General features: G+C 69.7%; 20 protein-coding genes. 7 read left to right on the top strand and 13 right to left on the bottom strand.

Features of this window, described 5'->3' with window-relative positions; all coding sequences use genetic code 11:
• Positions 1-5: 5 nt before the first annotated feature.
• From ABT009_RS13140 to ABT009_RS13105, 8 genes are all read right to left on the bottom strand, one after another.
• Complete coding sequence (locus ABT009_RS13140) at positions 6-653, bottom strand: phosphatidylserine decarboxylase (RefSeq protein ID WP_351292716.1); 648 nt, start codon at positions 651-653, stop codon at positions 6-8.
• Between the two features lie 170 nt (positions 654-823).
• Positions 824-2,029 carry an acyl-CoA dehydrogenase family protein gene (locus ABT009_RS13135; RefSeq protein WP_181657590.1) on the bottom strand — a complete coding sequence of 402 codons (1,206 nt, stop codon included), beginning with the start codon at positions 2,027-2,029 and terminating at the stop codon, positions 824-826.
• 2 nt (positions 2,030-2,031) lie between these two features.
• Positions 2,032-2,544, bottom strand: a complete 513-nt coding sequence (locus ABT009_RS13130; protein ID WP_181863853.1) for a MaoC family dehydratase — start codon at positions 2,542-2,544, stop codon at positions 2,032-2,034.
• Between the two features lie 5 nt (positions 2,545-2,549).
• Positions 2,550-3,524 carry an HpcH/HpaI aldolase/citrate lyase family protein gene (locus tag ABT009_RS13125; protein WP_181657588.1) on the bottom strand — a complete coding sequence of 325 codons (975 nt, stop codon included), beginning with the start codon at positions 3,522-3,524 and terminating at the stop codon, positions 2,550-2,552.
• Positions 3,521-5,569: an ethylmalonyl-CoA mutase gene (locus tag ABT009_RS13120; protein ID WP_351292713.1), complete on the bottom strand. Its 2,049-nt coding sequence runs from the start codon at positions 5,567-5,569 to the stop codon at positions 3,521-3,523. Before ABT009_RS13120 ends, ABT009_RS13125 begins: the two co-directional genes overlap by 4 nt.
• 16 nt (positions 5,570-5,585) lie before the next feature.
• Positions 5,586-6,947 carry a crotonyl-CoA carboxylase/reductase gene (ccrA, locus tag ABT009_RS13115; RefSeq protein ID WP_351292978.1) on the bottom strand — a complete coding sequence of 454 codons (1,362 nt, stop codon included), beginning with the start codon at positions 6,945-6,947 and terminating at the stop codon, positions 5,586-5,588.
• Between the two features lie 629 nt (positions 6,948-7,576).
• On the bottom strand, positions 7,577-8,389 hold the full coding sequence (locus tag ABT009_RS13110) for a TetR family transcriptional regulator (protein ID WP_351292711.1): 813 nt from the start codon (positions 8,387-8,389) through the stop codon (positions 7,577-7,579).
• A gap of 136 nt (positions 8,390-8,525) precedes the next feature.
• A complete protein-coding gene (locus tag ABT009_RS13105; RefSeq protein ID WP_351292709.1) occupies positions 8,526-10,316 on the bottom strand; it encodes a 3-hydroxyacyl-CoA dehydrogenase family protein in 1,791 nt (596 codons plus the stop codon).
• 358 nt (positions 10,317-10,674) lie between these two features.
• Here ABT009_RS13105 and ABT009_RS13100 point away from each other — a divergent pair, with 358 nt between their 5' ends.
• Positions 10,675-11,244, top strand: coding sequence for an adenylosuccinate lyase (locus ABT009_RS13100; protein WP_351292976.1), 570 nt, complete (start codon positions 10,675-10,677; stop codon positions 11,242-11,244).
• 99 nt (positions 11,245-11,343) lie between these two features.
• Here ABT009_RS13100 and ABT009_RS13095 read toward each other — a convergent pair whose 3' ends face one another.
• Both ABT009_RS13095 and ABT009_RS13090 read right to left on the bottom strand, forming a co-directional pair.
• Entirely contained in the window at positions 11,344-12,930 is a 1,587-nt protein-coding gene (locus tag ABT009_RS13095) for an alpha/beta hydrolase (protein ID WP_351292707.1), read from the bottom strand.
• Between the two features lie 200 nt (positions 12,931-13,130).
• Positions 13,131-14,171, bottom strand: a complete 1,041-nt coding sequence (locus tag ABT009_RS13090) for an Rv2578c family radical SAM protein (RefSeq protein ID WP_351292705.1) — start codon at positions 14,169-14,171, stop codon at positions 13,131-13,133.
• A gap of 216 nt (positions 14,172-14,387) precedes the next feature.
• Here ABT009_RS13090 and ABT009_RS13085 point away from each other — a divergent pair, with 216 nt between their 5' ends.
• Both ABT009_RS13085 and ABT009_RS13080 read left to right on the top strand, forming a co-directional pair.
• On the top strand, positions 14,388-14,831 hold the full coding sequence (locus tag ABT009_RS13085) for an SRPBCC family protein (protein ID WP_351292703.1): 444 nt from the start codon (positions 14,388-14,390) through the stop codon (positions 14,829-14,831).
• Positions 14,832-15,077: 246 nt separating this feature from the next.
• Positions 15,078-17,543, top strand: a complete 2,466-nt coding sequence (locus ABT009_RS13080) for an MFS transporter (RefSeq protein WP_351292701.1) — start codon at positions 15,078-15,080, stop codon at positions 17,541-17,543.
• Positions 17,544-17,612: 69 nt separating this feature from the next.
• On the opposite strand, the gene ABT009_RS13075 is transcribed toward ABT009_RS13080, so the two are convergent.
• The 3 genes from ABT009_RS13075 to ABT009_RS13065 form a co-directional block, all read right to left on the bottom strand.
• On the bottom strand, positions 17,613-18,032 hold the full coding sequence (locus tag ABT009_RS13075; RefSeq protein ID WP_351292699.1) for a hypothetical protein: 420 nt from the start codon (positions 18,030-18,032) through the stop codon (positions 17,613-17,615).
• Positions 18,033-18,111: 79 nt separating this feature from the next.
• On the bottom strand, positions 18,112-18,342 hold the full coding sequence (locus tag ABT009_RS13070) for a hypothetical protein (RefSeq protein WP_181657581.1): 231 nt from the start codon (positions 18,340-18,342) through the stop codon (positions 18,112-18,114).
• 256 nt (positions 18,343-18,598) lie between these two features.
• Entirely contained in the window at positions 18,599-19,192 is a 594-nt protein-coding gene (locus tag ABT009_RS13065; RefSeq protein WP_351292696.1) for a TetR family transcriptional regulator, read from the bottom strand.
• Between the two features lie 109 nt (positions 19,193-19,301).
• Here ABT009_RS13065 and ABT009_RS13060 point away from each other — a divergent pair, with 109 nt between their 5' ends.
• From ABT009_RS13060 to ABT009_RS13045, 4 genes are all read left to right on the top strand, one after another.
• Positions 19,302-20,057: an NADPH-dependent F420 reductase gene (locus ABT009_RS13060; protein ID WP_351292694.1), complete on the top strand. Its 756-nt coding sequence runs from the start codon at positions 19,302-19,304 to the stop codon at positions 20,055-20,057.
• 56 nt (positions 20,058-20,113) lie between these two features.
• The gene (locus ABT009_RS13055; protein WP_351292692.1) at positions 20,114-20,875 is read left to right on the top strand and encodes a dienelactone hydrolase family protein; all 762 of its coding nucleotides are present in this window, start codon (positions 20,114-20,116) and stop codon (positions 20,873-20,875) included.
• 77 nt (positions 20,876-20,952) lie between these two features.
• Positions 20,953-21,786 carry a M55 family metallopeptidase gene (locus ABT009_RS13050; RefSeq protein WP_351292690.1) on the top strand — a complete coding sequence of 278 codons (834 nt, stop codon included), beginning with the start codon at positions 20,953-20,955 and terminating at the stop codon, positions 21,784-21,786.
• Positions 21,779-23,122: a M20/M25/M40 family metallo-hydrolase gene (locus ABT009_RS13045; protein WP_351292688.1), complete on the top strand. Its 1,344-nt coding sequence runs from the start codon at positions 21,779-21,781 to the stop codon at positions 23,120-23,122. Before ABT009_RS13050 ends, ABT009_RS13045 begins: the two co-directional genes overlap by 8 nt.
• Positions 23,123-23,131 lie beyond the last annotated feature (9 nt).

Below are 23,131 nucleotides of genomic sequence, written 5' to 3'. Positions count from 1 at the left end.
CCGGATCAATCACGGTCAATTCGAGTCACCCCAGCCACGGTCTTCTGACCGACCTCGACTGCGACCTCGACGCCCTCGGGGAGGTAGATGTCGACGCGCGAGCCGAAGCGGATCAGACCGATCCGGTCGCCCTGCTCGACCTTGGTGCCCTGCGGGATGTAGGGGACGATGCGGCGGGCGACCGCACCGGCGATCTGCACCATCTCGATGTCGCCGAGCTCGGTGTCGAAGTGCCAGACAACGCGCTCGTTGTTCTCGCTCTCCTTGTTGAACGCCGGCACGAACCCGCCGGGGATGTGCTCGACCGACGTCACCGTGCCCGCGAGGGGTGCGCGGTTGACGTGGACGTTCAGCGGGCTCATGAAGATCGCGACGCGGGTGCGTCCGTCCTTCCACGGCATGATGCTCTGCACCACGCCGTCGGCCGGGGAGATGACACGGCCCGGAGCGATCTCACGCTCCGGGTCGCGGAAGAACCACAGCATGCCCGCCGCGAGAGCGGTGGCGGGCACGGCGACGGCGGCCGCGGACTTGGAGCGGCGGGACCGGGCCAGGCTCAGGGCTGCGGTGGCGACGGTCGGCAGAAGCCACGGCGATGCTCCGCGCGCTAGGCGGACCCGGCCGCGAGGTGCAGAGGTTTGGCTGTGGGGCATGGATGACCTTCGTAGCGGATGATGCCGCGCTGTTGACGGGGGACGGCGGCTTTCCGGGATCGTATCGGTTGCGGCCCGCAACTGGGCAAGCCACGAAGCCGAGTCGACGGCCGAAGTGCGCTGACGGGGTGTGATCTTCTTCTCGAAGAAAACACCCCGAACTCGGACATCTAACCCTGGAACCGATACTCTTCGAGCAGCCTACGCCCGATGATCATTTTCTGAATCTCAGCAGTACCTTCGCCGATCAGCAGCATCGGCGCCTCGCGGTAGAGGCGCTCGATCTCGTACTCCTTCGAGAAGCCGTAGCCGCCGTGGATCCGGAAGGCGTCCTCCACGACCTCTTTGCAGTACTCGGAGGCGAGGTACTTCGCCATCCCTGCTTCAAGGTCGTTTCGTTCCCCGGAGTCCTTTTTGCGAGCTGCGTTGACCATCATGGCATGGGCCGCCTCGACCTTGGTAGCCATCTCGGCCAGCTTGAACTGGATGGCCTGGTGCTGGGCGATCGGCTTTCCGAACGTGTGCCGTTGCTGGGCGTAAGCGACACCCAGCTCGAATGCACGCTGTGCGACGCCGCAGCCACGTGCTGCGACGTTCACGCGGCCGACCTCGACTCCGTCCATCATTTGGTAAAAACCCCGGCCGGTGGTGCCGCCGAGCACACGATTGGCCGGAATACGCAGTCCGTCCATGATGAGCTCGGTGGTGTCGACGCCCTTGTAGCCCATCTTGTCGATCTTGCCCGGGATGGTGAGGCCGGGGCGGACCTCTCCGAAACCGGGCTCCTTCTCGACCAGGAAGGTCGTCATCGACTTGTGCGGGGCCGTGCCCTCGGGGTGGCCTTCGTCACTCTTGCAGAGGACCGCCACCAGGGTCGACGTTCCACCGTTCGTGAGCCACATCTTCTGGCCGTTGAGGACGAAGTCGTCGCCGTCCCGCGTCGCCTTGGACGTGATCGCCGAGACGTCCGAGCCGAGGCCCGGCTCCGACATGGAGAACGCGCCGCGCACCTCGCCTGCCGCCATGCGCGGGAGGAAGTACTCCTTCTGCTCCTGCGTGCCGTGCTGCTTGAGCATGTACGCGACGATGAAGTGGGTGTTGATGATGCCGGAGACGGACATCCAGCCGCGCGCTATCTCCTCCACGCACAGCGCGTAGGTGAGCAGCGACTCGCCCAGGCCCCCGTACTCCTCGGGGATCATCAGGCCGAAGAGGCCCAGTTCCTTGAGGCCGTCGACGATCGCCTGCGGGTACTCGTCGCGGTGCTCCAGCTCGGTGGCGACCGGAAGGATCTCCTTGTCCACGAAGTCGCGGACGGTGGAGAGGATCTCCTGCTGGATGTCGGTCAGACCGGCGGTCTGGGCGAGTCGCGCCATGGTTACTTCTCCTGTGACTTGAGCTCGGGGCGGCCGGGCTGCTCGCCGCCGCGCTCCTTGATGTACGTCTCGGTGGGGACCATCACCTTGCGGCGGAACACGCAGACGAGCGTGCCGTCCTGCTTGTAGCCCTTGGTCTCGACGTAGACGATGCCGCGGTCCGACTTGGACTTCGACGGGGTCTTGTCGAGGACCGTCGTCTCGCCGTAGATCGTGTCGCCGTGGAAGGTCGGCGCCACATGCTTCAGCGACTCGATCTCCAGGTTCGCGATCGCCTTGCCCGACACGTCCGGCACGGACATGCCCAGCAGCAGCGAGTAGATGTAGTTGCCGACGACGACGTTCTTCCCGAAGTCCGTCGTCTTCTCCGCATAGTTGGTGTCCATGTGGAGCGGGTGGTGGTTCATCGTCAGGAGACAGAAGAGGTGGTCGTCGTACTCGGTGACCGTCTTCCCCGGCCAGTGCTTGTAGACCGCGCCGACCTCGAACTCCTCGTAGGTGCGTCCGAACTGCATGATCCCTACGCCTCCGGGGCCTCGAACTTGGAGGTGCGCTGCATGCCCGCCGCGCGACCCTTGCCCGCGATGACCAGCGCCATCTTGCGGCTCGCCTCGTCGATCATCTCGTCGCCGAGCATCGCCGAGCCCTTCTTGCCGCCCGCCTCGGACGTGCACCACTCGTACGCGTCAAGGATCAGCTCCGCGTGGTCGTAGTCCTCCTGCGAGGGCGAGAAGACCTCGTTGGCCGCGTCGACCTGGCCCGGGTGCAGCACCCACTTGCCGTCGAAGCCGAGCGCGGCAGCGCGGCCGGCGACCTCGCGGAAGCCGTCCACGTTCTTGATCTGCAGGTAGGGGCCGTCGATCGCCTGGAGGTTGTTGGCGCGGGCGGCCATCAGGATCTTCATCAGGATGTAGTGGTACGCGTCCGCCGGGTAGCCGGGCGGCTGCTCACCCACGACCAGCGACTTCATGTTGATGGACGCCATGAAGTCGGCCGGGCCGAAGATGATCGTCTCGATGCGCGGGGACGCCGTGGCGATCTCGTTGACGTTGTTCAGGCCCTGGGCGTTCTCGATCTGCGCCTCGATGCCGATCTTGCCGACCTCGAAGCCCATCGTCTTCTCGATCTGGGTCAGGAGGAGGTCGAGGGCGACGATCTGCTGGGCGTCCTGCACCTTCGGCAGCATGATGCAGTCGAGGTTCTGGCCCGCGCCCTCGACGACCGTGACGACATCGCGGTACGTCCAGTGCGTCGTCCAGTCGTTGACGCGCACGACCCGCGTCTTGCCGGTCCAGTCGCCCTCGTTCAGGAACTTCACGATGGTGTGCCGGGCCTCGGGCTTGGCGAGCGGCGCGCAGGCGTCCTCCAGGTCCAGGAAGACCTGGTCGGCCGGCAGGCCCTGGGCCTTCTCCAGGAAGCGGGGGTTGCTTCCCGGCACCGCGAGACACGAGCGGCGGGGGCGCAGCCGGTTCACCGGCGTCGCGGGCGTGGTCATGCGGGGACCTCCAGGGTGTCGAGCTTGTTCGCTGTACGGATCTCGTCGACGATACGACCGATGATCTCCGTGATGCCGAAGTCCTTCGGGGTGAAGACGGCGGCCACACCCGCACGCTTCAGATCCTCGGCGTCGCTGTTGGGGATGATGCCCCCGACGATCACGGGGATGTCGGAGGCGCCGGCCTCGCGGAGCCGGTCGAGGACGTCCGGGACGAGCTGCGTATGTGAGCCGGAAAGGATCGACAGGCCCACGCAGTGCACGTCCTCAGCGAGCGCGGCGGACACGATCTGCTCTGGCGTCAGCCGTATGCCCTGGTAGACCACCTCGAACCCGGCGTCGCGGGCGCGGACGGCGATCTGCTCCGCGCCGTTCGAGTGGCCGTCCAGGCCGGGCTTGCCGACCAGCAGCCGCAGCTTGCCGGTGCCGAGGTCCTCGGCGGTGCGCGCCACCTTCCGGCGCACCTCGGCGAGCGGAGTGCCCTCCTCGGCGGCGACCGCGACAGGGGCGGACGAGACACCGGTGGGCGCCCGGTACTCGCCGAACACCTCGCGCAGCGCGCCGGCCCACTCGCCAGTCGTAACACCCGCGCGGGCGCACTCGAGGGTGGCCTCCATCAGGTTTGCGTCCGTGGCAGCGGCCTCCTTCAGCTTCTCCAGCGCCTTGCACGGGCGTGGGTGGTTGAAGGGCGGCTGGTAGCGGGTGTCGCGCCAGTTCTGCAGGGCCACCACCACGCGTGCCTCGACCGCCGGGTCGACCGTCATGATCGCCGTGTCCAGATCGGCGGTCAACGGGTTCGGCTCGGTCGACTCGAAGCAGTTGACGCCGACGATCTTCTCCTGGCCCGCCTCGATCCGCGCCCGCCGCTCGGCGTGCGACGCGACCAGCTGCGACTTGAGGTACCCCGACTCGACGGCCGCCATGGCGCCGCCCATCTCCTGGATCCGCTCCATCTCGGCGAGCGACTCCTCGACCAGGGCGCTCACCTTGGCCTCGATGACGTGCGACCCGTCGAAGATGTCCTCGTACTCGAGCAGATCGCTCTCGTGCGCCAGGACCTGCTGGATGCGCAGCGACCACTGCTGGTCCCAGGGCCGGGGCAGGCCCAGCGCCTCGTTCCAGGCCGGAAGCTGCACGGCACGCGCGCGTGCGTCCTTGGACAGCGTCACGGCCAGCATCTCCAGCACGATGCGCTGGACGTTGTTCTCCGGCTGCGCCTCGGTCAGGCCCAGGGAGTTGACCTGGACGCCGTAGCGGAAGCGGCGCTGCTTGGGGTCCTCGATCCCGTAGCGCTCCTTCGTCACCTGGTCCCAGATGCGGGTGAAGGCCCGCATCTTGCACATCTCCTCGATGAAGCGGACGCCCGCGTTCACGAAGAAGGAGATGCGCGCGACGACATCGCCCATCCGCTCCTGCGGCACCTGACCGGAGTCGCGCACCGCGTCGAGGACCGCGATGGCGGTCGACATCGCGTACGCGATCTCCTGCACCGGCGTGGCCCCGGCCTCCTGCAGGTGGTAGCTGCAGATGTTGATCGGGTTCCACTTGGGCATGTGGCTGACCGTGTACGCGATCATGTCGGTGGTCAGACGCAGGCTCGGCCCCGGCGGGAAGACGTGCGTCCCGCGCGACAGGTACTCCTTGACGATGTCGTTCTGCGTCGTCCCCTGGAGCCTGGTGATGTCCGCGCCCTGCTCCTCCGCGACGACCTGGTAGAGCGCCAGCAGCCACATGGCGGTGGCGTTGATGGTCATCGAGGTGTTCATCTGCTCCAGCGGGATGTCCTGGAACAGCCGCCGCATGTCACCGACGTGCGAGACCGGGACCCCGACCCGGCCCACCTCGCCGCGGGCGAGGATGTGGTCGGGGTCGTAGCCGGTCTGCGTCGGCAGGTCGAACGCGACCGACAGACCGGTCTGGCCCTTGGCGAGGTTGCGCCGGTACAGCTCGTTCGACGCCTCGGCCGTGGAGTGACCGGCGTAGGTCCGCATGAGCCACGGCCGGTCCCTCTCCTTCCGCGAATTGGCGGGTTGACGCTCAGTCATGTATGGACCTCCGGCCTCAGATGTTCCGGAAGCGGTTGATGGCGTCGATGTGCTTGGCGCGCATCTCCGGGTCGCGCACGCCCAGGCCCTCCTCGGGGGCCAGGCACAGCACGCCGACCTTGCCCTGGTGGAGGTTGCGGTGCACGTCGTACGCCGCCTGGCCGGTCTCCTCCAGCGAGTAGACCTTCGACAGGGTGGGGTGGATCTTGCCCTTGGCGATGAGGCGGTTGGCCTCCCAGGCCTCACGGTAGTTCGCGAAGTGCGAGCCGATGATCCGCTTCAGGGACATCCACAGGTAGCGGTTGTCGTACTCGTGGTTGTAGCCGGACGTCGAGGCGCAGGTGACGATCGTGCCGCCCTTGCGCGTGACGTAGACCGAGGCGCCGAAGGTCTCGCGGCCGGGGTGCTCGAAGACGATGTCGACGTCCTCGCCGCCGGTCAGCTCGCGGATGCGCTTGCCGAAGCGCTTCCACTCCTTGGGGTCCTGGGTGTGCTCGTCCTTCCAGAACTTGTAGTCCTCGGCGTTGCGGTCGATGATCGCCTCGGCGCCCATGGCGCGGCAGATCTCCGCCTTCTGAGGGCTGGAGACCACGCAGATCGGGTTGGCGCCGCCGGCCAGCGCGAACTGGGTGGCGTAGGAGCCGAGACCGCCGCTGGCGCCCCAGATGAGGACGTTGTCGCCCTGCTTCATGCCCGCGCCGTTGCGCGAGACGAGCTGGCGGTACGCGGTGGAGTTGACGAGCCCGGGAGCCGCCGCCTCCTCCCAGCTGAGGTGGGCGGGCTTGGGCATGAGCTGGTTGGACTTGACGAGGGCGATCTCTGCCAGTCCGCCGAAGTTGGTCTCGAAGCCCCAGATGCGCTGCTCCGGGTCGAGCATCGTGTCGTTGTGGCCGTCCGAGGACTCCAGTTCGACGGAGAGGCAGTGCGCGACGACCTCGTCGCCGGGCCGCCAGGCGTTGACGCCCGGGCCGGTGCGCAGGACGACGCCCGCGAGGTCGGAGCCGATGATGTGGTACGGCAGGTCGTGCCGCTTCGTGAGCTCGCTGAGCCTGCCATAGCGCTCGAGGAAGCCGAACGTCGACAGCGGTTCGAAGATCGAGGTCCAGACCGAGTTGTAGTTGACCGAGCTCGCCATGACGGCGACCAGGGCCTCGCCCGGGCCGAGCTCGGGCACGGGGACCTCGTCGACGTGCAGCGACTTGCGCGGGTCCTTGTCGCGCGTGGAGAGCCCGGCGAACATCTCCGTCTCGTCCTTGTGCACGGTGACCGCGCGGTACGACTCGGGGATGGGCAGGGCCGCGAAGTCGGCGGCCGTGACCGCGGCGGAGCCGCTGTTCGATGCTGACTGCGATTGGATCGCGTCCAGGATTTCCTTCATCACGGTGTTGCCTCCGGCGAAGCGCGTTAGGGAGAAACGCTGAGGGAACGTCGGGGTTGGGTGGAGCTGTGAGGTGAGGTGCCGTCGGTTCGGCGGAGGTGGTGCTTCGGCAGCGCTTTGTTGGCGCGAGAGGTTGCCTGTGACGCAGGCGTCCGGGCGCGCTCGCCGGGTGGCTTGCGGGGACAGCCGACGTACGGAGGTGCTCTGCACGCCGGCCGCCCGGACAACTTCAACGTATGGCACGGCGTGCCAAGCCGCAAGACACTGCGTGCCAACAATTTCTCTCACTTGTCATCTGCGCGTAACAGATGAGCGATGATCGATCAGGCGGGCCGCTGCGGGCCCGCTACCTCTCGCTTTGCCGGGGTCGTCATCGCCGCTCTGGCGGACGTCCCCGCCGCTGTGGGCAATCGTGCCGCTGGGGCGCCACGGGTGGGCACAGCGGCACCCTTGCGACGCAGGGCACCCCGTGCCACCCTCGGGCGCCCACGTCTGAGGAGGCACCGCCGTCGTGGGTTGTGCCCACCCGTGCCGCCCTGCGGAATGTCGGGCCACGACGGGGGACCCCCGGCCCACAACGAGAAAGGCCCCCTCCGCGGGTCGCGGAAGGGGCCGGAGGCGGCGGCGGGCTAGCGCGCCCGCAAAGCCTCTTCGATGGTGCGCATGACCTCGTCCAGCGGCGCATCCGTACGCGCCACCGTGACGAGCACGTCCCCGCCGGTGGCCACAGTCGCCGGCGCGGCGCTGCGGGCACCAGCGATGCGCCCGGCCCCGATCCCCGTACCGAAGGTCTTGCGGACGATCGCGAAGGCGTGGTCCAGCTGGGCCTCCACATCGCCCTGGCCGTCGGCCCGCAGCCAGCGGCGCAGTACGTGGTTGTGGGCCGTGACCACGGCCGACGCGGCGACCTCGGCGAGCAGCGGATCGTCGTTGGCGTCGTCGTCGTGGGCGTGCTCGTCGAAGTGGCCCAGCAGATAGCGGGTGAATAGGCGCTCGTAACGGGCCACCGAGGCAATCTCCGCCTCGCGCAGCGTTGGGACCTCGCGGGTGAGCTTGTAGCGGGCCACGGAGATCTCCGGCTGGGCCGCGTACATCCGCATGACTTCCTTGATGCCGCGGCACACCGTGTCGAGCGGGTGCTCGTGCGGGGCCGCCGCGTTCAGCACCGCCTCCGCACGGACCAGGGTGTCGTCGTGGTCCGGGAAGATCGCCTCTTCCTTGGAGCGGAAGTGCCGGAAGAAGGTCCGGCGGGCGACCCCGGCCCTGGCTGCGATCTCGTCGACGGTGGTCGCCTCGTACCCCTTCGTCGCGAACAGCTCCATGGCCGCGGCAGCCAGTTCTCGGCGCATCTTGAGCCGTTGGGCGGCGGCGCGACTGCCGGCGGCACTTTCCGGAGCGTCTGGCGCGGTCGACGTACGGGAGGACTTGGCGGGCTGGGACATGCCCCGAACGTACTGCATCCGCGCACCGGAACGCGCACGACCGGGGCTCCCCCCGCCCGGAGCGGGGAGAGCGTTTCCGGCGGGATCGAGCAGTCCGCCCCAGTCGGCGCGCTCCCTGGACCAGTCCTCGTGTGCCTCAGCGCCGTGCATATTCGCGGAATCCCCGGCCCGTCTTGCGGCCGAGGCAGCCCGCGGCCACCAGGTGCTCGAGCAGTGGCGCCGGGGCGAGTCCCGGGTCGCGGAACTCGCGGTGCAGGACGCGCTCGATCGCCAGCGAGACGTCCAGGCCGACCACGTCCAGGAGTTCGAACGGGCCCATCGGGTAGCCGCCGCCGAGCTTCATCGCGGCGTCGATGTCGTCGAGCGAGGCGTAGTGCTCCTGCACCATCTTGATCGCGTTGTTGAGGTACGGGAACAGCAGTGCGTTGACGATGAAGCCCGCACGGTCGCCGCAGTCCACCGGGTGCTTGCGGATCCTGGCGCACACCTCGAGGACCGTGGCGTGCACGTCATTCCCGGTCAGGACCGTGCGCACGACCTCGACGAGCTTCATCGCGGGCGCCGGGTTGAAGAAGTGCATGCCGATCACGTCCTGCGGGCGCGAGGTGGCGCGGGCGCAGGCGACGACGGGCAGCGAGGACGTGGTGGTGGCCAGGACGGCACCCGGCTTGCACACCTTGTCGAGCGCGGCGAACAGCTGCTGCTTGACCTCCAGGTCCTCGGCGACGGCCTCCACCGCCAGATCGACGTCGGCGAATGCGTCGTACGAACCGGCCGGAACGATCCGGTCCAGCGTCTCGGCCGCCGCCTCCGCCGTCAGCCGGACCTTGTCGACAGAGCGCGAAAGCGACTTGCCGATACGGGACTTGGCGGCCTCGGCCTTCTCCTGGCTGCGCGCGGCGAGCACGACCTCGTACCCGGCCTTGGCGAAGACCTCGGCGATGCCGGAGGCCATGGTGCCGGAGCCCGCGACGCCGACCGAGCGCACGGTGCGTCCGGTGGCGAGCTGCCCACCCTCGAGCGGGGTGAGCGCGTCGCGAACGACGGTGACGCTGCCCGGCGCCTCGTACGTGTAGAAGCCGCGGCCCGACTTGCGGCCGGTCAGGCCCGCCTCGCTGAGCTGCTTGAGGATGGGCGCGGGCGCGTGCAGCCGGTCGTGCGAGGCGGCGTACATGGCCTCCAGGACCGTGCGCGCGGTGTCGATGCCGATGAGGTCGAGCAGCGCGAGGGGACCCATCGGCAGGCCGCAGCCGAGCTTCATCGCGGCGTCGATGTCCTCGCGCGACGCGTACTTGGCCTCGTACATCGCGGCTGCCTGGTTGAGATAGCCGAACAGCAGGCCGTCGGCGACGAAGCCGGGCCGGTCGCCGACCGCGACAGGTTCCTTGCCGAGTTCGAGCGCGAGGTCGGTGACGGCCGCGACGGCTGCCGGCGCGGTGAGCACCGAGGAGACGACCTCGACGAGCTTCATCGCGGGCGCCGGGTTGAAGAAGTGCAGGCCGAGCACGCGCTCGGGGCGGGCGGAGTCCGCGGCGAGCCGCGTGACGGACAGGGCGTTCGTGCCGGTGGCGAGGATCGTGTCGGGGCGGACGATCCTGTCCAGCTCACGGAAGACCTGCTGCTTGATCTCGTACGACTCCGGGACGACCTCGATCACCAGGTCGGCTCGGGCCGCCGCCTGCAGGTCGGTGAAGGTGCGGAAGCGGGCCAGCACATCGCCGCGCTCCTGCTCGGTGAGGCGCCCGCGCTCCACGGCGCGCGCGGTCGAGGCGGCCAGGGCGTCGACGGCGTGGGTGGCGGCGGCCTCGCTGATGTCGATGCCGATGACCTCGCGTCCGGCACGGGTCAGCACCTCGGCGATGCCGGTGCCCATGGTGCCGAGTCCGACGACGGCGATGGTGTTCAGGGAGGGCAGAGGAGTGTCCATCGAGGACTCCTGAAAGTGGAAGTGACGACTGAGGAGCCCCTGCCATGCGGAGGCGGGCAGTGGGCGGAAGTGGATGCCGCTTCCGGGCGGCGCGTGAGCAGTGCACTGCACACGCCCGGTGAGGGAGAACCGACGGGCCCTGTCCCGGAGCCTCGTCGTACTTGCGGTACTGGAGTACCGAACCGACTTCCTCGCGGCGGCTGCGTCACCAGGCCGCCATGAGTGGGGTGCGGGGGTGTTTCCCGCTCGTCTGAGCTTAACCGGTGAGTAACGAGCGCGCCAGTCCCCTGGTCCTGTGCGTTGCCCCCTGGGTGTGTGACGTGCGTCGCCGCTAGTCTCGGGCGCCATGGACGAGCGCATGGACGAAGAGTTGCGAACGCTCACGATCCGCTTAGGGAAGGAGTCGGGCGGCTCGGAGGTGTACGAGCGGCTGGTCGCGACCGACCGCCTCGACGAACTAGCGGCCGTACTGACCGCCGACGGGCAACCGCTGTGGGCGCGTGAACTCGCCGCGTTCCGGCTCGGCTGCGCCGGCGATCGGCGCGCCTTCGAGGCGCTCGTCCTGCTGCTCAACCACCGGGACCCCGAGCGCTGCGCATCGGCCGCTCATGCGCTGGCGCGCCTCCGGGACCCGCGGACGGCCCGGGCCGCGGCGGCCCTGGCGACGAACGAGCTGCGCACCGCGTACGCGCTTTACCCCGTGCGTCTGCTGACCGAGCTGCGGGCCCCTGAGAGCGCACCGGCACTTATCGCCACGCTCGAACGGCTCCTGTCACCCCAGAGCCCGTACTGGCGGATCGCCCTCGCCTGCGTGGAGGGCCTGGGCGCTCTGGGCGACTCCCGCGCCCGCCTGGTCCTGACCGCGGCCTGCGCTCATCCCCGGCTGTCGGCCGCGGCCTCGGCTTCGCTGGCCCGGCTGCCGGGCTGAACTGTCACTTCAAGGTGTCCCAGGGCCATATGCGCCGCCGGGGGCGCGGACGTGCGTCGAGTCGACCGCCCGTCCGCGCCCCCGGCGTTGTCGCACTGTTCAGCCGCGGAAGCCCAGCAGCCCGTGCAGTGCCCCGCCCCGCGAAGGCGGAGAGCTCTTCGCAGCGGAAGGCTCGGGATCCGGCAGTGTCTTGCAGACCGCGTCGGCCTCGCCCGTGCCGCGGGGCACCTTCCCGGTCGACAGGTACGTCGACAGGTATCCGTCCAGGCAGTCGTTACCGCCCAGCGTGATGCCGTGGTTTCCGCCGCCCTGCTCGACCACCAGGCTGGAGCCGCGCAGTTCGTTGTGGATGACGACGCCCCCCTGGTACGGAGTGGCCGCGTCCTCTGTCGCCTGGAACAGCAGGACCGGTGGCAGCGAGTTGTTGGAGACGTCCGTCGCGGACAGCGTACGCGTCGGCCAGAAGGCGCACGGTGCGTTGTACCAGGCGTTGTTCCAGGCCATGAACGGCGCCTTCGCGTACACCTCCCAGTTGTCGGTGCGCCAGCGGTTCCAGTCGCGCGGCCAGGACGCGTCCCGGCACTGCACCGACGTGTAGATGCTGTAGCCGTTGTCGCCCTCGGAGTCGACCGCGCCGAAGGTCTCGTACGCCTTGACGAGCGCAGCGGAGTCCTTGTCGTTGACGTAGGCCGCGAACGCCTGTGCCAGATAGGGCCAGTAGCCGTTGTAGTAGCCGCCGGGGATGAAGGTGTCCTCGAGTTCGGACGCCCCGACCTTCTTGCCCGCGGGGTTCTTGGCGACGGCGGCGCGCATCGCGTACCACTTGGCCTCGATCGTCGCGGGGTCGGTGCCCAGTTTGTACGTCGCGTCGTGCTTGGCGATCCAGGCCATGAACGCCTTGTGACGGGCGTCGAAGGCGTAGTCCTGCTGGATGTTGTCCTCGTACCACACGCCGGTGGGGTCGACGATAGAGTCCAGCACCATGCGCCGTACGCGGTGCGGGAACAGCTTCCCGTAGACCGCACCCAGATAGGTGCCGTACGAGTAACCGAAGTAGTTGATCTTCGACGCCCCGAGCGCGCCGCGGATCGTGTCCATGTCCTTGACCGCGCTGATCGTGTCCATGAACGGCAGCACGTCGCCGTACTTGTCGGCGCACGCCTTCGCGAAGGCCTTGGCCCGGTTCAGGTTGGCCCGTTCGATCGCCGCGGTCGACGGCACGGTGTCGGGCCGTACCGGGTCGAAGTGGCCCGGGCGGCAGTTCAGCGCGGGCTCGCTGTCGCCCACGCCGCGCGGATCGAAACCGATGACGTCGTACTGCGCGGCCACCTTCTTCGGCAGCGACGAGGCGACGAAACCGGCCAGTGTCAGACCGCTGCCGCCGGGGCCGCCCGGGTTGACCAGCAGCGGACCCTGGGAGGTCTTCGCGGTGTGGGGGACACGGGACAGCGCGAGGGTGATCTGCCGCCCGCCCGGCCGTGAGTGGTCGAGCGGCACCTTCACCGACGAACACTGGAGCGTCGGATAGTTCTCGGTGCCGCACTTCTTCCAGGTGAGCTTCTGGGGCTTGGTGGTGGTCTGGGTGGTGTGAGGTGCGGTCGCGGAGCCGGCGCTGGCCGGGACGGCCGTGATCATCCCGGCCGTCACGGCGGCGACGCCGCACAGAGCGGCTGCTCTCTTCTTCAATCGAGCCTCCCAGGACTGCGGGGGGGGGGGGGTTAAGGGCCGTAAGCGCCACGGCCCCCGCAGATCGTCCCGGAAAGTCCGGCTGGAAGAAGGCGTTCTGAAAAGAAATGACGTGATCAGCGAAGAATTGACCCGATCGGCAGGCGCCTTGGATCACGTCATGTTTATCGCCACCGGTGGTGACGTGCCGTCAGGGCAGGTCAGAGGAGGGTCAGCTGCGTCGGTCCGGCGACGGGCTCCGGTTCCGCCTCCGGTATGGGGATGCGGCGTGCGGCACGCGCGCGTGACGGGCCGATCCCGAACTCCTCGGCAAGTTCGTGCACCTGACGGGTGATCCGTCGCTGGTACCACTTGGGTGCGTACGCGCCCTCCGCGTACAGCCGCTCGTACCGCCCCACCAGATGCGGATGGTGCTGCCCCAGCCACGCCATGAACCACTCGCGCGCACCCGGCCGCAGATGCAGCACGAGCGGTGTCACCGAGGTCGCGCCGGACGCGGCGATCGCCCGGACGGTCGCGCGCAGTTGGCCGGGGTGGTCGCCGAGGAAGGGGATCACCGGCGCCATCAGCACGCCGCAGTCGATGCCGTGCTCGCTGAGGGTGCGTACGACGTCCAGGCGCCGCTCCGGCGCGGGCGTGCCCGGCTCCACGGTGCGCCACAGCTCTTGGTCGGTGAAGCCGACGGAGACGGAGATGCCGATGTCGGTCACGGCGGCGGCCCGGCACAGCAGATCGAGGTCGCGGAGGATGAGCGTGCCCTTGGTGAGGATCGAGAACGGGTTCGCGTGGTCGGTCAGGGCCGAGATGATGCCCGGCATCAGCCGGTAGCGGCCCTCCGCGCGCTGGTAGCAGTCCACGTTGGTGCCCATCGCGATGTGGTCGCCGTGCCACCGGCGCGACGCCAACTGGCGGCGCAGCAGGTCCGGGGCGTTGACCTTCACCACGATCTGGGTGTCGAAGCCGATGCCGGTGTCGAGGTCCAGATAGCTGTGCGTCTTGCGCGCGAAGCAGTACACGCACGCGTGCGTGCAGCCCCGATACGGGTTGACCGTCCACTCGAAGGGCATGCGCGACGCCCCGGGGACGCGGTTGATGATCGACCGGGCGCGGATCTCGTGGAAGGTGATGCCGCGGAACTCCGGGGTGTCGAAGGTGCGGGTGGTCACCACGTCCGTGCCGAACAGCGCGGCGTCCCGGGTCCGGTCCCCGGCGGGACCGTCGGTGAGGTTCTCCCAGCGCATGAACCCTCCTCGGTAGCACTGGACCCAGAATAGAACACATGTTCCCTTGATCGTGCGACTCGGTGCCGGGACGGCCGAGCGAGCGGGCCCCGGCCCGGTGGCGGACCTGGCGGCCTGGTGGCGGACCCGGCGGACGCCACCCCGATTTGGGCCACCCGGTCGAGGGGTGGTTGGCTGATCGCAACCCCTGCAACATCAAGCCCTGGAGGAAGTGCAATGGCGCAGGTAGAGGCCACCACGGAGCGGATCATCGCGGCCCAGCCGGACGACGTCCTGGATGCGCTGTCGGACTACAGCGGCACGCGCGCGAGGCTCCTGCCCGAGCACTTCAGCGAGTACGAGGTGCGCGAGGGCGGCGACGGTGCGGGCACCCTCGTCCACTGGAAGCTCCAGGCCACCAGCAAGCGGGTTCGCGACTGCCTGCTCGACGTGACCGAGCCGACCGACGGTGAACTCGTCGAGAAGGACCGCAACTCCTCGATGGTCACCACCTGGCGGGTGACCCCGGCGGGCGAGGGCAAGTCGCGCGTCGTCGTGACCACGGTCTGGCAGGGCGCGGGCGGCATCGGCGGCTTCTTCGAGAAGACCTTCGCGCCCAAGGGACTCGGCCGGATCTACGACGCGGTGCTGGCGAAGCTCGCCGCCGAGACGGAGAAGTAGCCCCCGGGGGCGCAAATCCGGCTCCGCCCGGGGCGGAGCCCTGAGAGGCCGTCGGTTAACCCGTACGAGTTGCTCTCACTCTCACCGTTTCGAGTGGTTTTCCGCTCGGCTCGGCTGTACGCCGTAGGGCTCCCACCGGGGATGACGTGCACCGTGCCCGGTTCCGAGGTGACTCGTCGTGCTTGCTCGTAGTTGTCGCCTAATGCGAGAAATGGGCGGCGCAAGCGCGACGAGGGGAGCGGAGACGTGGGCGGGACGGCACTGGCGAAGGGCGCCGAGCAGGGCGGGCGGACGAGCACCGTCCAGCCGCCGCCGGCGCCCCCGGACGGCCGGTCGGCTACGGCGGGGTTCTTAGACGGGGAGGCGGCCGGGCAGGCCCCGCACCAGGATCCCGCTGCCGCGCCCGAACTCGACGCGCGTCGCGTCCGGATGGTCTTCTTCGGGCTGATGCTCGCGCTGCTGCTCGCCGCACTCGAGCAGATGATCGTCGCCACCGCGCTCCCGAAGATCGTCGGAGAGCTGCACGGCCTCGACAAGATGTCCTGGGCCATCACCGCGTATCTGCTCACCGCCACCATCGGGCTGCCCGTCTACGGCAAGCTCGGCGACCTCTTCGGACGCAAAGGCGTCTTCCAGTTCGCCATCGTCGTCTTCGTCGTCGGCTCGGCGCTGGCCGGCTGGTCGCGGTCCATGGACGAGCTCATCGCGTTCCGCGCCGTCCAGGGTGTGGGCGCGGGCGGCCTCATGATCGGCGTCCAGGCCATCATCGCCGACATCGTGCCGCCCCGGGACCGCGGCCGCTACATGGGCCTCATCGGGGCCGCGTTCGGCCTCGCCTCGGTCGCGGGACCGCTCCTCGGCGGCTACTTCACGGACCACCTCTCCTGGCGCTGGTGCTTCTACTTCAACGTGCCCTTCGGGCTCGTCACGCTCGCCGTCGTCACCGTCGTGCTCAGGCTGCCGAGGCCCACGGCCAGGCAGCGGCTCGACGTGCTCGGCATGCTGTTCCTCAGCGGGGCCTCCACGTGTCTTGTGCTGCTGACCAGTTGGGGCGGCACCGAGTACGCCTGGGACTCGCGCATGATCATCGGACTCGGCGCAGGAGCCGTGGGTGCGGCGCTGCTGTTCCTCGTCGCCGAGCACTTCGCGCCCGAACCCCTCATCCCGCTGCGGCTGTTCCGCGACCCGGTGTTCGCCCTCACCAGCCTGGTCGGCATGGTCGTCGGCGTCGCGCTCTTCGGCGCGGCCAGCTATCTGCCGACGTTTCTGCAGATGGTCGACGGGGTGAGCGCCACCGAGTCCGGGCTGCTGATGCTCCCGATGATGGGCGGCATCGTCGGCGCGTCGATCGTCTCCGGCCAGCTCATCAGCCGTACCGGCCGCTACCGGATCTACCCCGTCCTCGGTGGAGCCCTGTCCGTCGCCGGCATGTGGCTGCTGTCCCGGCTCGAAGTCGACACGCCCCGGCTGCACTACAGCATCTGGATGGCCGTCCTCGGCGCGGGTATCGGTCTCGTCCTGCCGGTGCTGATCGTCGCCGTGCAGAACGCGGTGCCCGTCGCCGACCTCGGCACGGCCACCAGCGCCCACAACTACTTCCGGCAGATCGGCGGCAGCGTCGGCGCCGCCATCTTTGGCACCCTCTTCGCCAACCGGCTCGCCGACGCGCTCGCCGACCGCCTTCCGTCCGGCGCGGACCTGCCGGATCCGCAGTCCATCACCCCGGGCCTCGTCCACGCGATGCCCGCCGCGCTGCGCGACGGCTACATCCAGGCGTACGCCGACGCCATGCCGCGGATCTTCCTCTATCTCGTGCCGGTGCTCGTCCTCGGCCTGCTGATCGCCTGCTTCCTCAAGGAGACACCCCTGTTGTCCAGTGCAACGCCCCCTCAGAGCCCCGCCGCCGAGCCCTCGTCCGCCGCGCAGGTCCCCCAGGCGCGTTCCGCCTACGCCGCCGGAGTGCCCGTCTGCGGCCTGGTGCAGCACTCCGACGGCACCGCCGTCCCGCGCGCCGCGCTCACCCTCATCGACGTCGGTGGCCGGCAGATCGGGCGGGGCGCGACCGGCGACGACGGGCGGTACGCGCTGTCCACGCCCGGCTCCGGCTCGTACGTCCTGATCGCCGCGGCCGGGGGCCACCAGCCCCAGGCGGTGTCGGTGACCGTCGGCGAGCGGCCCGTCGAGCTCGACGTGGTGCTCGGCGGCGCCGGGCGGCTCGCGGGCAGTGTGCTGACCGCCGACGGCGCGCCGGTGCGGGACGCCGTCGTCACCCTCACCAATGTGCACGGCGAGGTCGTCGCCACCACGCGCAGCGGGCGTGAAGGAAGCTATGTGATCACCGAGTTGGTAGCCGGCGAGTACACCCTGGCCGCGAGTGCGCCCGCCTTCCGGCCGGTCGCCCTGCCCGTCACCGTGCAGGCGTCCCGCGAGACCCGCCAGGACGTCGAGCTCGCAGGCGGCGCGGTGCTGCGCGGCACCGTGCGCGCAGGTGACGGCCGTCCCGTCGCGGATGCCCGGGTGACACTGCTGGACGCGGCGGGCAACGTGGTGGACACGCTGACCACCGGCGACGACGGAACGTTCCGGTTCGTCGACCTGTCCTCCGGCGAGTACACGGTCATCGCGGCGGGTTATCCGCCGGTGGCCACGGTCCTCCGGGTGGCCGCGGGCGGGCGTACGGAGCGGGACCTGCAACTCGGGCACGAAGACTGAACGTTCCGCCCGTCTTCCGGTGCCATACCTGGTGACGCGCTGCTCCGACGACGCGCCAGTGGGGTCGGGCTAGCGCCTGGTGTGCATGTGCACTCCCGGCCGGGGCGTGTCCGGGTGGACGCGCAGCGTCAGGGTCGTCGGGTCGTCGAAGATGTGCTCCGCGACGAACTCGGCGCTGAGCACGGCTGCCACGCGGTCGATCGCGTCGACGTCGCCGATGAGCTCGACGGTGGCCGGGCCCGAGCCGGCGGGCGCGAGAGGGGCCCGGTCGGTGCAGAAACGCCTGCCGGCCGTCTCGACGCCGAAGGGCTGATCGGCCGCGATTCCGGAGGGCTCGGCCGGCGCTGCTTCCCCCGCCCCGCCGGCGCTCACGGGAACCTCAAGCGTGTCGAACGAGCGAGTTATCGCGGCCCGAACCGCGTCCCTGGCCGGTGCACTGCCGTCGAGGATGCGGACCTGGGCGATGGTGGACCAGGATGACGTGCTCATCACGGGGCACTCCCTCGCAGGTGGCGGGGCAGGCCGGCCGGCTCACCGTCCCGGTCGGCCTTCCCCCTGAGGTGCGGTGTCAGCCGAGCCGGGTGCGCAGCAGCTGCTTGCCCAACTCGGCGCCCTTCCGGCTGTCGGACTGGGCCTTGCGGAAAAGCTCCACGACCTCGTTGTCCTTCTCGCGTTCGGCGTCGCGGATGTAGGTCTCCAGCCGCAGAGCGTTGTTCAGGCATGACTCGACGTACCAGATCAGGTTGTAGTCCTTGTCCTTCGTACCCGTGACCTCGCCGGTCTCGGTGTTGCTGGTCATGGAGTTCCCTTCTCCGTGGCGTGTATGTGCCGTGCGGCCCGGCAGCCTTCCCGTCGGCCCGGCCTCAGACGGCGACGCCCGCCTCGCCTGCTCGGGATGCGGCTGACGGGGGCGTGCTCACGGCGAGCTCACAGTGAGTGGCGGCGGCGGACCGTAACCATCTGACAGCCACCGGCCGAGGCGGTGTGCCCGACACGGAGAGGGCCTCTCCCCGGTTCACGCAGACGGCTCCGCGCCGAAGTCCCGGTGCCCGCGCTCACCGCGCCGCGAGTGCGGCGAAGGCCTCGTCCAGCAGCTCGACGAGGTCGAGTCGGCCCTCGGAGGCGATCCAGTGGTCGAGGGTGACGTTCAGGCAGTCCAGTGCGGCCGCGGCCCGTACCGACTGGCCGAGCGTCGGGGGCCGGGTGGACCCGGCGCGTTCGGCGAGGGCCTGTGCCAGGGCCGGGCGCCAGTTGTGCTGCTTCGTCAGGTGCCGGGCGCACAGGGCGGGGGTGTCCCGCACGAGCCGGGTCGTCGCGAGGGAGCCGGCCGGGTCCTCGCGGTAGCGCTCGATGAGGGTGCCCACGGCGTGCCGCAGAGCCGTCCAATCGTCCTCGTCGGCGGGACGGGCGAGCAGGGCGTCGGCGACGCGTCGGTCGTAGCCGTCGAAGGCGCCGAGGACGGCGTCCTCCTTGGTGCCGAAGTAGCGCAGGAAGGTGCTGCGTGACACCCCCGCGGCCGCGGCCAGGTCGTCGAGGGTGACCTTGTCGAAGCCCTCACGGCGGAACAAATCGAAGGCCACCTGGGCCAGTTCTGCCCGCACGGCGGCCCGGGCGATGTCCCTCGTGTTCGTACGCGCAGTCCCGGTCACCCCCCGATCGTAGCTCCCTCGACGATCCCCGCTTGCAGAGTCGGTACTCAGTCACTAGCGTGACACTCAGTTTCACATACGACACCTCACTTCAGGGAGCTCTGACGCCGTGACCCCCCAGACCCTCGGACTCATCGGCAGCGGCATGATCGGCGGCGCGCTGGCCCGCCTCGCGGTGGCCGCCGGCATGGACGTCGTGGTGAGCAACTCCCGCGGTCCCGAGACCCTCGCCGACCTCGTCGCCGAACTCGGCGAACGCGCCCGCGCGGCCACGCCCGACGAGGCCGCGCAGGCCGGCGACCTGGTCGTGGCGACCATCCCCCTGAACGCCTACGCACAGCTCCCCGCGGCCGCACTGTCCGGCAAGACCGTGATCGACACGATGAACTACTACCCGGAGCGCGACGGCCGCCTCGCCGAGCTGGACGCGGGCGAACTGACCTCCAGCGAGCTGGTGCAGCGGCACCTGCCGGGCTCCCGCGTGGTCAAGGCGTTCAACAACATCGACTTCCGCCGCCTGTTCACCAGCGCCCGGCCCGCCGGCGACCCCGACCGCAGCGCCCTCCCCGTCGCCGCCGACGACCCGGCCGCCAAGGGGCAGGTGACCGGGCTGCTGGACGCCCTCGGCTACGACGCGGTGGACATCGGCACCCTGGCCGACAGCTGGCGCAGCGAGCCCGGCACCCCGGTCTACGTTCTGCCGTACATGGCGAAGCGGCCGGAAGGGCTGAGCCAGGAGGAGACGGGGCGCTGGTTCTTCGAGACGCCGGGCGTCCCGGTTCCCGCCGCCCGCGTGAAGGAACTGACCGACGCTGCGGTCAGGGGCCCGGCGGGCGGCTCCCGCGCGACGATCAGCGGCGACTGAGACCAGCGGCCGTCGAGAACCCCTACGCAGTCCTCCGCCACAACGAAGAGAGACCCATGAGCGCCGCCGTACACGGATCATCCGTCGACATCCCGACCCTGGACGGAACCGCCGACGCCTACCTCGCCCACCCCGACGACAACGCTCCCCACCCCGCCGTCCTGCTCTACATGGACGCCTTCGGGCTGCGCCCGCACCTCAAGAAGATGGCGGACCGCCTCGCCTCCGCCGGCTACACGGTCCTGGTCCCCAACGTCTTCTACCGCCACGGCCGGGCGCCCCTGGTGGAGCTGCCCGAGTTCATCAACCCGGCCGAGCGACCGGAGATCATCCAGGCCCTCCGTCCGGCCGCGCAGACACTCACCCCGGAGGCGGCCATGCGGGACGCCGGCGTCTACCTCGACTGGCTGGCCGCATCCCCCCTGACCAGATTCGAAGGACCGGTGGGCGTCACCGGCTACTGCATGGGCGCCGGCCTGGCCCTGCGCACCGCCGGCACCTATCCGGACCGGGTCGCCGCCGCGGCCGGCTTCCACGGCGCGTACCTCGCGACCGACGCGCCGGACAGCCCCCACCTGCTGGCCGACCGCATCACCGCCGAGCTGTACTTCGGCCACGCCGACCAGGACGCCACCCTGCCCCCGGAGCAGATCGACCGCCTCGACAAGGCCCTCACCGCCGCGGGCGTCCGCCACCGCACCGAGGTCTACACCGGCGCCCACCACGGCTTCACCCAGGCCGACACCGCGATGTACAGCGCCGAGGCGACGAAACGCCACTGGACGGCGCTGCTGGACCTCTTCGGCCGCGCCCTCTGACCCCTCCTCGTACAGCGAGGCGGGCCGTCCTGTCGTGTCCTGGCCGGTTCCCCGCTCGGCGCGTAACGTGACGCAGCATGAAGATCCTCATCAGCGCCGACATGGAGGGTGCCACGGGCGTGACCTGGCCCGCCGACGTGCTGCCGGGCACTGCCCAGTGGGAGCGGTGCCGCTCGATGTTCACCTCGGACGTCAACGCCGCCGTGCTCGGGTTCTTCGACGGTGGCGCCGACGAGGTGCTTATCAACGAGGCGCACTGGACCATGCGCAATCTGCTCCTTGAGCGCCTCGACGAACGGGCGCAGATGCTCACCGGCCGCCACAAGGCGCTGTCCATGGTTGAGGGCGTGCAGCACGGGGACGTCGACGGCGTCGCGTTCGTCGGGTACCACACCGGGGCGGGCATGGAGGGCGTCCTCGCGCACACGTACCTCGCCAACTCCATCACCGGTGTGTGGCTCAACGGAGTCAGGGCGAGCGAGGGTCTGCTGAACGCGCATGTGGTCGCCGAGTTCGGTGTGCCGGTGGTGCTCGTCACCGGTGACAATCTGACCTGCGAGGACGCCCTCGGGTACGCACCGGGGGCGCTCAAGGTGGCCGTCAAGGACCATGTGTCGCGGTACGCGGCGGTGTGCCGTACGCCCGCGCGTATGGCAGCCGAGATCAGGGCCGCAGCGAAGCACGCGGCGCCGCTGGCGGTGCGCCACGAGCCGGTCCACGGCGGGCCGTTCACCGTAGAGCTGGAGTTCGACGCCGATCATCTGTCGATGGCGGCCACCGTGGTGCCGGGCGTGGCACTGTCCGGCGAGCGGAAGGTGGCCTACACCCACGAGACGATGTACGAGACCATTCGCACCTTCAAGGCGGTCACCACGATCGTCTCGGCCGCGGTGGAGGAGCAGTATGGCTGACCAGGTGGATCAGCAGGCGCTGGACGAGGTCGTCACGTTCACGTCCGACCTCATCAGGATCGACACGACCAACCGGGGCGGCGGGGACTGCCGGGAGCGGCCCGCCGCCGAGTACGCGGCGGAGCAGCTGGCCGGAGCGGGCCTCGAGCCGGTGCTGCTCGAGCGCACCCCGGGCCGTACGAATGTGGTCGCGCGCTTCGAAGGGACCGATCCGTCCGCCGATGCCCTGCTCGTGCACGGCCATCTGGACGTCGTGCCCGCACAGGCGGAGGACTGGAGCGTGCACCCGTTCTCCGGGGAGATCCGCGACGGCGTCGTATGGGGCCGCGGCGCGGTCGACATGAAGAACATGGACGCGATGATCCTCGCGGTCGTACGCCACTGGGCGCGGGCCGGAGTGCGGCCCCGGCGCGACATCGTGATCGCCTTCACCGCCGACGAGGAGGACAGCGCAGCCGACGGCTCCGGCTTCCTCGCCGACGAGCACCCCGGCCTCTTCGAGGGCTGCACGGAGGGCGTCAGCGAGTCCGGTGCGTTCACCTTCCACGACGGCCGAGGCAACGAGCTGTATCCGATCGCGGCGGGGGAGCGGGGCACCGCCTGGCTCAAGCTCACCGCGCGCGGCCGGGCCGGGCACGGATCGAAGGCCAACAGCGAGAACGCGATCATGCGGCTGTCCCAGGCCGTCCTGGACATCGGCGCCCACCCCTGGCCGCTGCGGCTCACCCCCACAGTGAAGGCCGCCCTGCGCGAACTCGCCGCTCTGTACGGCATCGAGACGATCGACGGCCGCCCGCTGGACGTCGACGACGAGTCCTTCGACGCGGACGCCCTCGTCGAACGGCTCGGCAGGGCCGCCGCGTTCGTCGAGCCGACACTGCGCAACAGCACCAACCCGACCATGCTGGACGCCGGTTACAAGATCAACGTCATCCCGGGAGAGGCCACCGCCTACATCGACGGCCGCTATCTGCCGGGTACGGAGGAGGAGTTCCGCGCCACCCTCGACAAGCTGACCGGGCCCGACGTGGACTGGGAGTTCCACCACCGCGAGGTGGCCCTGCAGGCACCCGTCGACTCGGCGGTGTTCGCCGCGATGCGGGCGGCGGTCGAGGAGTTCGCGCCCGGGGGGCATGTAGTGCCGTTCTGCATGGCGGGCGGCACGGACGCCAAGCAGTTCTCCCGCCTCGGCATCACCGGCTACGGGTTCGCGCCCCTGAAGCTGCCCGAGGGCTTCGACTACTGGTCCCTGTTCCACGGCGTGGACGAGCGCGTACCGGTCGAGGCGCTGCACTTCGGGGTCCGCGTCCTCGAGCGCTTTCTGCGAACGGCCTAGAGAAGTGGG

Source organism: Streptomyces sp. NPDC002896 (assembly GCF_040295225.1).
GTDB lineage: Bacteria > Actinomycetota > Actinomycetes > Streptomycetales > Streptomycetaceae > Streptomyces.
The sequence above is the reverse complement of the archived record's forward strand: the minus strand, read 5'-3'. Positions and strand labels throughout refer to the sequence as shown.

Excerpts from the sequence above, each read along its gene's own strand:
- ABT009_RS13140 (WP_351292716.1), bottom strand. The coding sequence starts at position 653 with ATGCCCCACAGCCAAACCTCTGCACCTCGCGGCCGGGTCCGCCTAGCG.
- ABT009_RS13135 (WP_181657590.1), bottom strand. The coding sequence starts at position 2,029 with ATGGCGCGACTCGCCCAGACCGCCGGTCTGACCGACATCCAGCAGGAG.
- ABT009_RS13130 (WP_181863853.1), bottom strand. The coding sequence starts at position 2,544 with ATGCAGTTCGGACGCACCTACGAGGAGTTCGAGGTCGGCGCGGTCTAC.
- ABT009_RS13125 (WP_181657588.1), bottom strand. The coding sequence starts at position 3,524 with ATGACCACGCCCGCGACGCCGGTGAACCGGCTGCGCCCCCGCCGCTCG.
- ABT009_RS13120 (WP_351292713.1), bottom strand. The coding sequence starts at position 5,569 with ATGACTGAGCGTCAACCCGCCAATTCGCGGAAGGAGAGGGACCGGCCG.
- ccrA (WP_351292978.1), bottom strand. The coding sequence starts at position 6,947 with ATGAAGGAAATCCTGGACGCGATCCAATCGCAGTCAGCATCGAACAGC.
- ABT009_RS13110 (WP_351292711.1), bottom strand. The coding sequence starts at position 8,389 with ATGTCCCAGCCCGCCAAGTCCTCCCGTACGTCGACCGCGCCAGACGCT.
- ABT009_RS13105 (WP_351292709.1), bottom strand. The coding sequence starts at position 10,316 with ATGGACACTCCTCTGCCCTCCCTGAACACCATCGCCGTCGTCGGACTC.
- ABT009_RS13100 (WP_351292976.1), top strand. The coding sequence starts at position 10,675 with ATGGACGAAGAGTTGCGAACGCTCACGATCCGCTTAGGGAAGGAGTCG.
- ABT009_RS13090 (WP_351292705.1), bottom strand. The coding sequence starts at position 14,171 with ATGCGCTGGGAGAACCTCACCGACGGTCCCGCCGGGGACCGGACCCGG.
- ABT009_RS13085 (WP_351292703.1), top strand. The coding sequence starts at position 14,388 with ATGGCGCAGGTAGAGGCCACCACGGAGCGGATCATCGCGGCCCAGCCG.
- ABT009_RS13075 (WP_351292699.1), bottom strand. The coding sequence starts at position 18,032 with ATGAGCACGTCATCCTGGTCCACCATCGCCCAGGTCCGCATCCTCGAC.
- ABT009_RS13070 (WP_181657581.1), bottom strand. The coding sequence starts at position 18,342 with ATGACCAGCAACACCGAGACCGGCGAGGTCACGGGTACGAAGGACAAG.
- ABT009_RS13055 (WP_351292692.1), top strand. The coding sequence starts at position 20,114 with ATGAGCGCCGCCGTACACGGATCATCCGTCGACATCCCGACCCTGGAC.
- ABT009_RS13050 (WP_351292690.1), top strand. The coding sequence starts at position 20,953 with ATGAAGATCCTCATCAGCGCCGACATGGAGGGTGCCACGGGCGTGACC.
- ABT009_RS13045 (WP_351292688.1), top strand. The coding sequence starts at position 21,779 with ATGGCTGACCAGGTGGATCAGCAGGCGCTGGACGAGGTCGTCACGTTC.